This is a genomic window from Flavobacterium covae (genome assembly GCF_001534645.1).
Lineage (GTDB): Bacteria > Bacteroidota > Bacteroidia > Flavobacteriales > Flavobacteriaceae > Flavobacterium > Flavobacterium covae.
The window spans coordinates 987,840-1,001,602 of the sequence record NZ_CP013992.1 but is presented as its reverse complement, the minus strand read 5'-3'; the positions used below and the strand labels follow the sequence as shown (position 1 = coordinate 1,001,602).

Below are 13,763 nucleotides of genomic sequence, written 5' to 3'. Positions count from 1 at the left end.
CCCAATTTAGGGTTAGTGACTCACTTCCCATATATTACATTAAAAATATAATTCATTTTGGTCAGGTAAATATATGAAATCTAAATCAATTTTATTTTCTAATTTTGATTTAATTTCTTTTTCAATCCATTTGTCTTTTTCTGTATTCTTATATTTAATTGATAATTCTTCGAAAAGTTTCATACCATCTTCTGATATAGATAACTTAGCATCATTATAGTATAAAATGCCTTTTATAGTTAATTCTTTTATAAAATCAATTACTTCAACGAATGTAATATCTTTTCTAATTAGTCTTCTAATATTTCCATTATTATGAATAATATGTAATAATTGATATAATTCATTATTATTAAATTTTCTCATAACTTCTAGGGAATGGCGGTTTTAAGTTTATAGCCTTTTTATAATTATTCCAAAAAATTGGAAAAGTATTGTCAGGTGTTCGCAATAAAGTAATAAGACTTTCAGATTCTTTAAATCCTAATGAATAATCATCAATTGATGAGAAGATTCTATTTTCTATATTTCTCATTATTAGTTTTTTCTCATTAATATCGTCACCAGTGTTGTAATCCGAAATTCCTTTTAAAATTTCTAATTTTTTATAAATGTTGTATTTTTTAGATAATCTAATGTACGTATCTTTCTTTATGGCTATTGTTAAAATTTTAAATTTATCTCCAATATTTTTATTAGCTTTTTTAACATCTTGAATACATTCTTCTAACGTTTCTCCACTACCAATAAAATCATCAACTAATAATAATACATCATTTTTTTTAAATTTTATTTTTCCAATATCGACGAAATTATTTACATCTTCAAACTTATAGGTATGGATAATTTCAATACTTGCTATTAGTGATTTAATTAGGTATGCCACTAGATATCCGCTCTTTATTTTTGAATTTTGATTTTTGGTAATTATAGGGAATATATAAATATTTTGATTAGATGAATCTAAGTCGTTTATAATTTCAGTTAATAGTTTTTTACAAGAATTGTAATAATCATTTAGTGATATCCAGTGAAATTCACGTAAAAGTTCAAGAAATAAATCATACTCCTCATCCTTTTCAAATATTATGTTTGAAAAATTTGATAATGCTTCCAATACCTTTTCATAATTTTCTTTTTCTTTCCATTTTTTTTCTTCAAAAATTTTATCTAATTCTATTAAATAAGTTATAGATTTCACACTACTAAATTTAATTATGTACTTCTTTAAGTAATATAGTTAACTAATAAATAGATGAACTATTCATTTGTATCTATTGTTGTTATTTAAGCAATTTAAAATGTTTACCTCACATTTTAAATTGCTTTTTTCAAATATAAAGAAAAGGAAATTAAAATAAAATCTTACAAACTACAATTAAAAAATTTTAGACAAATTTTAGTTGGAGGAAAAATTGTTAAATATACAGTGAAAAAAATAAACCTTTCGCTCAGATTCACCTAACCTATTTCTCAACACAACAGTTACCCAATCGCTCTAAATTTACCAGATTGGAGCATTTTTATATTTTTAAAATCAGCTGAAGAAAATCAGATCACTTTGTGGAGGGTATCGCTTTACAAAAAATTATTCTAGCTCGTTCTTTTCGATTTCATTTATTGATTTTCCATTTTTATTTTTCCAAACATTTCTACCATTTACAGAATAGCCTAGAATAACTGCAGCGGCTGCAGATACGCTGTTAAATAGATAATTTCTTGAAAAGTATAATTTGTCATTTGAATTTGATTCTATAATTTTTTCAGATACCAAACTATCTCTCAAGGATCCATAGCCATAATTTTTAGTTGGGTTTTTCGATGCTTCTGAACCTTGTAGCACTACTAAACCTTCATTTGTTTGTATTGCAGAAGCTTTTATTCCGCTTATATTTAGGTAAAGTTCTAATTCTCCAATCCTTTCAATTGTTTTATTATCATCTATTTTATCATTTAATGAAATTTCAATTTCTGAGATGTTTTTATGTGAAATAGGATTTTCTAAAAATTTATGACCAAGAGTTCCGGTTAAGATTTTAATATTTGACAAAAACTCTTCCATTGCATCTTTGTCAGGTAAAGGGAGTGAACTTAATGAAGGAGAGTTTCCATTCTTTAATCCATATCTTTTGGTTTGATTTGCAACTTCAATTAAACGGCTTTCAAGATATTTAATGTGTGATTTTGTTAAATTATCATCTTTGCTAGTAAAGACAATTACTTCATTCCAAAAATCTTTTTGATAATCATGATTTTTCAATCTATCCCAAACATTTTCAGCTTCTCCAATGTAGACAATTTGTTTTCCAGTATCTTCTTCATAACCTATTAAAAAATAGACACCTTGAGTGTTTATTTCATTTGGGAAATGTTTGTTGAGTTCTGCGATTTTAGTTCGAGGACATGAAAGAGATTGAATAGTTTGATTAACCAACTCTGCAAATTTAATACCTGTTACACTTCCTTCTTTCAAATATATTCTGATGCTTTTTCCTAATATCATATTGTAATTTATAAATACAGCTTATTCATAGGTTCGTTTTAACTTTTCTACCAGTTTTGATTATCCCAAATATAACGAAAATAATTATTAAAGTTAAAGTATAATGCACCAGAATAAATAGAATTGAATACTCTGATGCTTAGATTTCCTCAACGTATTTTTCAACAAAGCATTTAGCTTGGAAATACTTTAAGTTCCCATTCCTATTAGATTTAAAAAAAATATAAAAGTAAAATTTGAAGAATTTTAGTAACAAAGAAGCCTCATCAAAATTTAGCATTAAGATGTCTCCCTTTGGTCGAAATGAAAAAGATTGCGAACTTTTTGTAGAATCTCCTGTTTTGTTATTCTTTTATGAATAGATTCTATTCTTTCTAACTAATTCTTAGGAAAACCACTTAATGACAAATTTTAACACAATTTTAATTTTACATTCAAATTTAAAAAATATGTTAAAAACAAACATAAAAATCATTAAAAATAAATTCCTTCCCTATATTCTTAAGCACAAATTAATATTTTATTAATACTTTGTTTTTTTTGATAACAATATGCAAAGAAAAAATTGATTTCCATTTATTTAGAATAATCTATAATTTAAAATTCTTTATTTATATTGCAATAAAACTAAAATTTTGAAGAAACAACTCTTAATAATCATTTTATTTTTCATACTTGGTCATATAAATTATACATACAGCCAGCAATCACTAAATTGTAAAGTTTTTCTAGAATCTCATTCTAAAAAACTGGTTGTTCAGCAAAAAATAATTTATAAAAATCAGTACCCCTATCCTATTGATCAATTAACATTTAGTGATTGGAATCATAGTTTTTCTAACAGGCAAACACCCCTTGGAAAAAAATTATCGGATCAATTTGTTCGAAATTTTCACTTATCCAATAAAAGTGAAAGAGGAGAAACTTTTTTAAACACAATTACAGTTAATAATAACGTAGTTACACCACAAAGATTTTCAAATCAAATAGACCTATTTTCTATTCCTGTTTTTAATCTAAAATCGGGTGATTCAATAGAAATACAATTAAACTACGAACTCCAAATACCTAATAGTAAATTTACTCGATGGGGAACAAATAAAGAAGATTTTTATTTGAAAGATTGTTTTTTGTTAATCAACAAACAGATAAACAGTAATACGGGTGTTACTTATAGCAATGAAAACACAGAAGATGCTACTTATGAAGAAGTTAAGGAAATGCTGTTTTCTTTTGAAATTCCCGATCAATATAATATTATTTCTAACTTGGACTCAATAAATTCCAAAACGTTTAAAAGCACCCATTCAAAAGAATATCAATTCATAATAGAAAAAAATAAAACGTTTGAAACTCTTTCTAACGATAATATATCTATTATAACCAATCTAGAAAGTAAAAATGTTAATGATATTCAAAAATTCCTTATCATTGATAGAATCATTAAGTATTTTGAAAAACACATAGGAAAGTCTAAAACAAAACGTTTGCTTATTTCACAAGTTGACTATGACCGAAATCCTTTCTATGGGTTAAATCAACTACCAAGTCTTTTGAGTCCTTTTCCTGATAGTTTTTTATATGAATTAAAATTTTTAAAAGTGTATTCACAAAGTTTTTTGAAATCTAATTTAAACATTGATTGGCGAAAAGATCATTATTTATTAGATGCTATTCAACACTATTACCTGATTAATTACATTGAAGAATATTACCCTAATATAAATTTAGCGGGAACACTTAACCGATTTAAAATACTAAAAGGATATGAGTTCACAAATGCTAAGTTTAACGAACAGTATTATCATGCTTATCTTATAATGGCTAGAAAAACACTAGATCAAGCTTTAAACACTCCTAAGAACAAACTCAGTAAATTCAACGAGCAAATTGCACTCAAATACAAAGCTGGATTAGCATTTAAATATCTTGAAAATTACTTAGAAGATCGATCATTAGAAAAAAGTATCCAAGAATTCTTTAATATTAATCAAGAAAAATTTTGTAACACAATTGATTTTGAAACTATTTTAAAAAAAAATACTGAAAAAAATATAGATTGGTTTTTTCACGAATTAGTTTCTTCTAAAGAATTAGTTGACTATCATTTTGGTAAAATTCAAAAACATAATAATCAAATTCAACTAGAAATTAAAAAAAATCACAATTCTAGTATTCCCTTTACATTAAGTGGTTATAAAAACAAAGAAAAGATATTTCAAAAATGGATTATTCCTCATTTTGAAAAGGATACAACTTTTGCTTTTAATACAAAAGAATTAGATCAATTTGTTATCAATGAAAATAATTATTTTCCAGAACTAAATAAAAAAAATAATTATAAGACTACTAATTTTTTTAAACCTAACCGCCCAATAGATTTTACTTTTTTTAGGGATCTAGAAAATTCTAAACGAAACCAAATTTTTTATTATCCCAATATTGATTATAATGTGTATGATGGTGCTTTAATTTCCTTGATTTTAAACAATGAAAGCTTTATTGCACGTCCTTTTAATTACGAAATAAATCCTAGTTATTCATTTAACACCCAGTCCTTAACAGGTAGTGGATTTATAGGTTATTCATTAAACAAACCTTCTAATACTAATTTCCAAACTCGTTTTACCTTATCTACTTCTTACTACCATTACATACAAAATGCTTCCTATTTTAGGGTTATACCTGCTCTTATCTTTCGATTCCGAAATTTAGATATTACGAAAAATGAATACAAAACCCTTTCTTTTAGACAAGTTTTTGTAAACAAAGAATTTAGTCCTTTGTCTAAAGATACGTTATCTCCATTAAAATACTCCGTCTTCAACGCTCGTTATTCATTTGGAAATAATGAAACCGCAAAAGGATACCATATATCAAATCAAATACAAATAGGTAATGAATTTGCAAAATATATTAATGAAATTAGTTATAGAAAACTTTTTGAAAATAATTATCAAATAGGTTTTCGCTTTTACGGCGGAATATTTCTTTACAAAAACACTAATTCTTCCTATTATGATTTTGGATTAGATCGTCCAAAAGATTATCTTTTTGACTACTCATTTTATGGAAGAAGTGAAAAATCAGGTTTTTTTAGCCAACAAATTATTATAGCAGAAGGTGGATTTAAATCTAAATTTAGTAATCCTTATGCTAATCAATGGTTAACCGCCGTTAACATAACTTCCTCTTTATGGAAATGGGTTCAAGTATATGGCGATGTAGGCCTCTACAAAAACAAATATAGTAATCCTAATTGGGTTTATGACACTGGAATTCATTTTAATATAGTCCCTGATTATTTCGAAATATTTTGTCCTATTTATTCAAAAAATGGATGGGAAATAGGACAAAAAAATTATGCCGAAAAAATACGTTTCCAATTTACTATTAATCCCAAAACTCTTTTAGGTATTTTCAACAGAAAATGGTTTTAAAACAATAAAAACACATTTTAAGTAAAAATATCTAATAAAAAACAACATTTTTATAAAAAATAAATAATTAAAAAAGATTATATTGAATTAAAAATACGAATAATTAAATTTTATTTTTTCAAAATAAAGCACAACATAACGGCTTTTTAATTAAATTTGCGTACTTACATTTAAGAAAATGGCACAAGTAGAAGAAAAAAAAGAATTAACTTTTGAAGATTTTAAAACAGAAGTTTTAAATGATTATAAAATTGCGCGCATCAGTCGCGAATGTAGTTTATTAGGTCGTAAAGAAGTTTTAACAGGAAAAGCAAAATTCGGCATTTTTGGCGATGGAAAAGAAATCCCTCAACTTGCTTTAGCAAAAGCATTTCAAAATGGCGATTTCCGTTCTGGTTATTATCGTGACCAAACTTTTATGATGGCCATAGGTGCTTTGAGTATTGAACAATTTTTTGCGGGTCTTTATGGACATACAGATTTAGCATTCGATCCTATGAGTGCAGGTCGTCAAATGGGAGGCCATTTTTCAACACACTCATTAGATGAAAATGGAAATTGGAATGACTTAACCAAACAAAAAAATTCAAGTGCTGACATTTCTCCTACAGCGGGACAAATGCCACGCTTATTAGGTTTGGCACAAGCATCTAAAATATTTCGAAATGTAGAAGGAATAGACACTACTAATTTTTCTGTAAAAGGAAATGAAGTAGCTTGGGGAACCATTGGAAATGCCTCAACTTCAGAAGGATTGTTCTTTGAAACAATCAATGCAGCAGGCGTATTACAAGTTCCTATGGTAATGAGCGTATGGGATGATGAATACGGTATTTCAGTACACGCACGTTATCAAACCACAAAAGAAAATATATCCGAAATATTAAAAGGTTTCCAAAGAGATCAAACAAACAATGGTTTCGAAATACTAAATGTAAAAGGTTGGGATTATCCTGGCTTAGTAGAAACCTACCAACAAGCTTCTAAAATAGCAAGAGAAGAACATGTACCTGTATTAATTCACGTAAATGAATTAACCCAACCCCAAGGTCATTCAACTTCAGGATCGCATGAACGTTACAAATCCGTTGAACGTCTCGCTTGGGAAACAGAATTTGACTGCCTATCTCAAATGCGTAAATGGTTGCTAGAAAACAGTTTAGCCACAACCGAAGAATTAGACGAAATTGATACTCAAGCTAAAAAGGATGTATTAGAAGGCAAAAAAACAGCTTGGAATAATTTTACAAACCCTATAAAAACCGAAAGAGACGAACTAGTAACGATCTTACAAAACATTGCATCTGAGTCAACAAATAAAGTTTTTATAGAAAAATATGCTCATGATTTAAATAACATAAAAGAACCTATTCGTAAAGACATTCTTATAACTGCACGTAAAGTGTTAAGAATGCTAATACAAGAAAATACCAAAACAACTCTAGCAAATTGGATTAGTCAATATATTACTAAAATTCAACCTAAATTTAGCTCTCATTTGTTCTCTCAATCAGAAAACAATGTACTTGCTATCAATGAAATAAAACCTACTTATGATGAAAATTCAGAAGAAGTAGACGCTCGTTTAGTTATAAGAGACAATTTTGATGCTATTTTTGCAAAATACCCACAAACTTTAATCTTTGGTGAAGATTCTGGAAACATTGGAGACGTAAACCAAGGTTTGGAAGGAATGCAAGAAAAATATGGCGAAATGCGTGTGAGTGATGCCGGTATTCGTGAAGCCACTATTCTAGGTCAAGGAATTGGTATGGCTATGAGAGGATTAAGACCTATAGCAGAAATTCAATATTTAGACTACTTATTATACGCCATTCAAATCATGAGTGATGATCTTGCAACACTACAGTATCGTACAGCAGGTCGTCAGAAATCACCTTTAATCATAAGAACTCGCGGTCATCGTTTAGAAGGCATTTGGCATTCTGGGTCACCTATGGGAATGATTATAAATGCAATTCGAGGCATTCATGTATTAGTTCCTCGTAATATGACAAAAGCGGCTGGATTTTACAACACTCTATTACAAACAGATGAACCCGCATTAGTAGTAGAATGTTTAAATGGTTACCGTTTAAAGGAAAAAATGCCTACGAATCTAGGTGAGTTCAAGACACCTATAGGCATTACAGAAACACTCAAAGAAGGGAAAGACATAACTATAGTATCCTACGGCTCTACTTTACGTTTAGTAGAACAGGCAGCAAAAGAATTACTAGAAATAGGAATTGATATAGAAATTATTGATATTCAATCATTGCTCCCTTTTGATATTAACCATGACATTGTAAAATCAGTAGCAAAAACAAATCGTTTGTTAATTGTTGATGAAGATGTACCAGGTGGTGCTGCTGCCTATATTTTACAACAAATTGTAGAAGAACAAAAAGCTTATAAATACCTAGATAGCCAACCAGAAACTCTTACTGCAAGGGCACACCGTCCAGCTTACGGTACTGATGGCGATTATTTTTCAAAACCTTCTGTGGAAGATATTTTTGAAAAAGTGTATGAAATTATGCACGAATCTAATCCTAGCAAATTTCCAAGCTTATACTAAAGTTATTTTTTTATTTTAAATAAAAAAGGAAAGTCTTTTTAAAATTTTTCCTTTTTATCATTCTCATCAAAGAATGTAAATAGACAATATGAATTAAAAAGTACTGATAATAAGGATTTTACTATCCTCCAAGTACCCAAGCTAGAAGTCACGTTATTACTTTTAGACACTCTCTTTTTTATTTAGAGCATAAAAAAGACAAGGAAAAAGAATTACACGTAAATTTTATCTTAACAAAACTAACCTCATTAATTATTTTAAAGGAGGTTAGTTTTATTATTTTATAAACAAAGGCTATTTTACTAAATCATAGCGATCAGAGTTCATAACTTTTACCCAAGCTTTAACAAAATCGTGTACAAATTTTTCTTTATTATCATCTTGTGCATAAACTTCTGCATAAGCTCTTAAAACAGAATTTGATCCAAATACTAAATCAACTCTTGTAGCAGTCCATTTTGTGATTCCGCTTTTTCTATCAACAATATTATAAAGATTTTCTGAAACAGGGGTCCAAGTATAATTCATATCTGTAATATTTACAAAAAAGTCATTACTTAAAATACCTTCTCTTTCTGTAAAAACACCTTGTTTTAGACCTCCATAGTTAGTACCTAAAACTCGCATACCACCAACTAAAACAGTCATTTCAGGTGCTGTAAGTCCCATCAGTTGTGTTCTATCTAGAAGTAACTCTTCTGGGGCAACAGCATAGTCTTTTTTTAGCCAGTTCCTGTACCCATCATGAATTGGTTCTAAAACAGAAAATGATTCCACATCTGTCATATCTTCTGTTGCATCCCCTCTTCCTGCATTAAAAGGTACTTTAATATTTATGCCTCCTTCTGCTGCTGCTTTTTCAATAGCTGCACAACCTCCTAAAACAATCAAGTCTGCTATACTAATATTGTGAGCCAATTCGATTTTAATTTCTTGAAGTTTATTTAATACTTTTTCTAATCTTTGAGGCTCATTTCCTTCCCATTTCTTTTGAGGTGCTAAACGAATTCTCGAGCCATTAGCTCCCCCTCTAAAATCAGAACTACGAAAAGTTCTTGCGCTATCCCATGCTGTATTAATTAGTTCTGTTTTAGTTAGTCCTGAGTTCAAAAGTTTTATTTTTAACTCTTCTATTTCAGCATCATTTAATTTGTAATCAACAACTGGGATAGGATCTTGCCAGATTAAATCTTCTTTTGGCACATCAGCTCCAAGATACCTATTTTTAGGACCTAAATCACGATGTGTTAATTTAAACCATGCTCTTGCAAATACATCTTCAAAATAAGCTGGATCTTTATAGAATTTTTCTGCTATTTTTCTATATTCAGGATCTAGTTTCATAGCCATATCTGCATCTGTCATAATAGGATTTCTACGTACTCCTTGTATATGCGCATCGAATGGTTTGTCTTCTTCTTTTATATTGATTGGTTCCCATTGCCAAGCATCTGCTGGACTTTTTCTTAGTTCCCATTCATAATTTAATAAAAGATGAAAATACGTATGATTCCATTTATCTGGAGTGGTTGTCCATGCTCCTTCTAACCCACTGGTTACAGTATTTTCGGCATTTCCTTTCCCTTCTGGATTGATCCAACCAAAACCTTGTGTTTCAACATCTGAAGATTCAGGATTTGGTCCCAAGATAGAAGCATCACCATTTCCGTGTGCTTTACCTACTGTATGTCCTCCTGCTGTTAATGCTACGGTTTCTTCATCATCCATAGCCATACGTTTAAACGTAGTTCGAACATCTTGAGCTGTTTTTAACGGATCTGGCTCTCCGTTAACTCCTTCAGGATTTACATAAATTAATCCCATTTGTACCGCTGCTAAAGGATTTTCAAGAGAGTCGCTATCCGCATCATCAAAATATCTTTCTTTTGCTAACCATTCTTTTTCTGCTCCCCAATAAATATCTTTTTCAGGATGCCAAATATCTTCACGCCCGCCTGCAAAACCAAATGTTTTAAAACCCATTGATTCATAAGCCATATTTCCTGCTAGGATTATTAAATCTGCCCAAGAAATTTTATTTCCATATTTTTTCTTAATGGGCCATAACAATCTACGTGCTTTATCTAAATTACCATTATCAGGCCAACTATTAAGTGGAGCAAAACGTTGATTTCCTGTATTGGCTCCACCTCGTCCATCTGCTAAACGATACGTACCTGCTGCATGCCATGCCATTCTAATCATTAAACCTCCATAATGTCCCCAATCTGCTGGCCACCAGTCTTGGCTTTCTGTCATTAGTTTTTTTAAATCATTTTTTAATGCTTCAAGATCAAGTTTTTTAAATTCTTCTGCATAATTAAAATTTTCACCTAAAGGATTTGTCTTAGTATCGTGTTGATGTAGAATATCAAGATTAAGTGCATTAGGCCATTTATCTACAACCGATTTTTTAATTTCGGTGTTAGCTCCTTGGTGAAAGGGACATTTTCCTTCTTTTGATTTGTTCATAGTTTTTTATTTAAATTTTATTTTTTATTATATTAGGGTTTTAAAAATTTACCTCATGGCTTTTTTGTAATTCAGTAATAACTTTTATAAAAGTGTATCATCATTTTGGTTTGATTACAAACCTAAAGGATAGTCAATTTATAAAGATTTTATTTTTTATCTAACTCAAATATACCAAAAATCGTTGTGTTTTCTAAAAAAGACTACCTGAATTATTTATTATTATTAAGTCAAATGAGTTAATTTTTCTAATATTTAATATTAGTTTTTATATAAGTAAATAGTATGCTTTTGTTTTTAAAATAAATGTTTTTTAGTGAAAGTGTTTTTTCTAAAAGGAATAGGAATTTTTCAATGATAATTTATTTAGATAAAATTATACGATTGAAATTTATTACGGATATAGTATTTTAAAATTTTAGTTTGGTATTTCTTCTCCCTTTTTATGAACTAGGGTGTAAAAATTAAGGTAATTTGAAAATATCTCTTTATTTGTTCAATTATTTAGGGTTTATTATGTTTGACTTATATATTAATAACTAATTTATGGTGATTTCGTACAATTCAATTGGCAATTGATCGGGATCTTGAAAAAAGGTAAATCTTTTTTGCGTAAATTCATCAATTCTTATAGATTCGACTATGATATTATGTTTTTTTAATTTTTCTATCATTTCTTCTAGATTTGAAACTTCAAAGGCTAAATGTCTTAATCCACAGCTTTCTGGTCTTGAAACTCTCATTGGAGGATTTGGAAAGGAAAATAGTTCAATAATATAGTTTCCATTTAATGCTAAATCTAGTTTATAAGATTGTCTTTCTTCTCTATATGTTTCTTTAATGATTTCTAATTCTAAAATTTTAGTATAAAAATATTTTGACTTTTCGTAGTCTGAACAAATAATGGCTATATGATGAATACTCTTTAACATATTTTGTTTTAAACGCATTAAGGCAACATATAATTGTTGCCTTAAATTATTTTTGAGAATTAAATTAAAGTTTTTGAAGTTCTTTTAAAACAGCTTCTCCAACTCCATGAGCGGATTGTGGATTTTGTCCTGTCACGACTCTTTGGTCAACTGCTACATGAGATTGCCATAGTCCTGATTTTTCAAATTTTGCACCACGTTCAATAAGTTTAGTTTCTAGACTAAATGGCACGACATTTTCTAATTTTATTGCACTTTCTTCTTCATTGGTAAAAGCGTTTATTTTTTTTCCATCAACTAAATATTTACCATTACTAAGTTTAATATTTACCAAACCTGCTGGTCCATGACAAACAGCACTTACTACACCATTATTTTCATAAATTTTTTGTGCAATTAGTGCTAGTTCTTCATTGTCTGCAAAATCCCACATGGTGCCATGTCCTCCTGCATATAAGATAGCTACGTAATCTGACGGATTAATATCCGATGGTTTCATTGTATTTTGGATTTTAGCTTGATATTTTTTGTCTGTTAAAAATCTTTGGTCGATAGGGTCTTCATTATTTTCTCCATAATATGAAGGATTACCTCCTTTAGGGCTAACAAATTCTATTTCATATCCTGCATCACTTAAAACAGCCCAAGGGTGAGTTACTTCTCCTAAATAATATCCCGTAGATTGACCTGTTTCTCCGAGTTTGTTGTGGCTCGTAACCACAAATAAAATTTTTTTATTCATTTTTTTTCTATTTAAAGTTTGCGCATTTACTTGACATAAACCACTAAAAGTAATATAACTTAGAATTATTATAATTCTTGTCGAAATGTTTTGAAACAATTTATTCATTGTCTTACTGTTTTTAGTTGGTTGCAAATTTCATCGCATTCTTTTTCTTCTCATAGGAGATAAATCACAAGTTTTATGTGATGTATATCACACTTAAGAACTAAAACGGCTAAGGGTTTCTCTTGAAACACCTAAATAAGAAGCAATTAGGGTTTTAGGCACTCTTTGAAATAATATTGGATAATTTTCACGAAGTTGCTCGTATCTTTCTTTAGCATTGCTATTTAATAAAGATAGTATTCTTCTTTGTAAGGCCATATAACCTGAATTGGATTTTTTTCTAAAAAAGTGTTCTATTTTGTGCATATCTGCACATAATTTTTCTCTATTACACAAGGATAGACAAAGTACTTCTGTTGCTTCAATGCAGTCTATATTTAATATAGACTTTGTTTCATTAAAATAAGCTTGATAATCCGTAATCCACCAATCTTCCATTGCAAACTGCATGATGTGTTCTTTACCGTCTTGATTAACATAATAAGCTTTTAAAAGACCTTTTGTGACAAAATGATCATTTTGCACAAAATCTCCTTCTTGAATCAAATATTGGTGTTTTTTTAACTTTTTGGTTGTAAAATGAGACAAAATATATTCAAATTCTTTATCTGTTAATGGCGTAATTTTTTCTATTTGATGTCTTAGTATCTCGCTCATCTTTTTGTAAACTGTATTTTTTTAAATCGGATATTATTTTTGGTTGTTTAACCTGCTATTAGGTAAATATAGTGTAAAAGATAAAAAAGACAAAGTTAAGCTAGATGGTTTTCTGTTAATCTTGATGTAAAAAGTATGATTTTTTAGAAATATTGGTTCTTTAGCAACAATAATGTTTTGTCTATTTTTCTACATTATTCAACTTTCATAATACCATTTAAACTTAAGATATACTGGATTAAAAAATAAAGTTCTTGATACGTTTTTTCTTTTTTAAAACAATTTGAACAAACGGTTGAGTATATCGAGCGCGAAGCGTATCGAGAAC

The 13,763-nt window shown here is 28.9% G+C and carries 9 protein-coding genes; 2 read left to right on the top strand and 7 right to left on the bottom strand.

Features of this window, described 5'->3' with window-relative positions; translation table 11 throughout:
- Window positions 1-39: 39 nt before the first annotated feature.
- The 3 genes from AWN65_RS04405 to AWN65_RS04395 form a co-directional block, all read right to left on the bottom strand.
- On the bottom strand, window positions 40-366 hold the full coding sequence (locus AWN65_RS04405; protein WP_060382053.1) for a hypothetical protein: 327 nt from the start codon (window positions 364-366) through the stop codon (window positions 40-42).
- The gene (locus AWN65_RS04400; RefSeq protein WP_060382052.1) at window positions 353-1,201 is read right to left on the bottom strand and encodes a phosphoribosyltransferase; all 849 of its coding nucleotides are present in this window, start codon (window positions 1,199-1,201) and stop codon (window positions 353-355) included. Before AWN65_RS04400 ends, AWN65_RS04405 begins: the two co-directional genes overlap by 14 nt.
- Before the next feature lie 387 nt (window positions 1,202-1,588).
- The gene (locus AWN65_RS04395; protein WP_060382051.1) at window positions 1,589-2,503 is read right to left on the bottom strand and encodes a GIY-YIG nuclease family protein; all 915 of its coding nucleotides are present in this window, start codon (window positions 2,501-2,503) and stop codon (window positions 1,589-1,591) included.
- Window positions 2,504-3,138: 635 nt separating this feature from the next.
- On the opposite strand from AWN65_RS04395, the gene AWN65_RS04390 reads away from it, so the two are divergent.
- A complete protein-coding gene (locus AWN65_RS04390; RefSeq protein ID WP_060382050.1) occupies window positions 3,139-5,943 on the top strand; it encodes a hypothetical protein in 2,805 nt (934 codons plus the stop codon).
- A gap of 178 nt (window positions 5,944-6,121) precedes the next feature.
- Window positions 6,122-8,524: an alpha-ketoacid dehydrogenase subunit alpha/beta gene (locus AWN65_RS04385; RefSeq protein WP_060382049.1), complete on the top strand. Its 2,403-nt coding sequence runs from the start codon at window positions 6,122-6,124 to the stop codon at window positions 8,522-8,524.
- A gap of 294 nt (window positions 8,525-8,818) precedes the next feature.
- Here the strand turns inward: AWN65_RS04385 and katG are convergent, their stop codons facing one another.
- The 4 genes from katG to AWN65_RS04365 all read right to left on the bottom strand — a co-directional run bounded on the left by katG (window position 8,819) and on the right by AWN65_RS04365 (window position 13,435).
- A complete protein-coding gene (gene katG, locus AWN65_RS04380) occupies window positions 8,819-10,996 on the bottom strand; it encodes a catalase/peroxidase HPI (RefSeq protein ID WP_060382048.1) in 2,178 nt (725 codons plus the stop codon).
- Between the two features lie 539 nt (window positions 10,997-11,535).
- A complete protein-coding gene (gene gloA2, locus AWN65_RS04375; RefSeq protein ID WP_060383819.1) occupies window positions 11,536-11,928 on the bottom strand; it encodes an SMU1112c/YaeR family gloxylase I-like metalloprotein in 393 nt (130 codons plus the stop codon).
- 64 nt (window positions 11,929-11,992) lie between these two features.
- Window positions 11,993-12,670: a type 1 glutamine amidotransferase domain-containing protein gene (locus AWN65_RS04370; protein WP_060383818.1), complete on the bottom strand. Its 678-nt coding sequence runs from the start codon at window positions 12,668-12,670 to the stop codon at window positions 11,993-11,995.
- Window positions 12,671-12,871: 201 nt separating this feature from the next.
- Window positions 12,872-13,435: a Crp/Fnr family transcriptional regulator gene (locus tag AWN65_RS04365; protein ID WP_060382047.1), complete on the bottom strand. Its 564-nt coding sequence runs from the start codon at window positions 13,433-13,435 to the stop codon at window positions 12,872-12,874.
- Window positions 13,436-13,763 lie beyond the last annotated feature (328 nt).

Excerpts from the sequence above, each read along its gene's own strand:
- katG (WP_060382048.1), bottom strand. The coding sequence starts at position 10,996 with ATGAACAAATCAAAAGAAGGAAAATGTCCCTTTCACCAAGGAGCTAAC.
- AWN65_RS04395 (WP_060382051.1), bottom strand. The coding sequence starts at position 2,503 with ATGATATTAGGAAAAAGCATCAGAATATATTTGAAAGAAGGAAGTGTA.
- AWN65_RS04370 (WP_060383818.1), bottom strand. The coding sequence starts at position 12,670 with ATGAATAAAAAAATTTTATTTGTGGTTACGAGCCACAACAAACTCGGA.
- AWN65_RS04385 (WP_060382049.1), top strand. The coding sequence starts at position 6,122 with ATGGCACAAGTAGAAGAAAAAAAAGAATTAACTTTTGAAGATTTTAAA.
- AWN65_RS04405 (WP_060382053.1), bottom strand. The coding sequence starts at position 366 with ATGAGAAAATTTAATAATAATGAATTATATCAATTATTACATATTATT.
- gloA2 (WP_060383819.1), bottom strand. The coding sequence starts at position 11,928 with ATGTTAAAGAGTATTCATCATATAGCCATTATTTGTTCAGACTACGAA.
- AWN65_RS04365 (WP_060382047.1), bottom strand. The coding sequence starts at position 13,435 with ATGAGCGAGATACTAAGACATCAAATAGAAAAAATTACGCCATTAACA.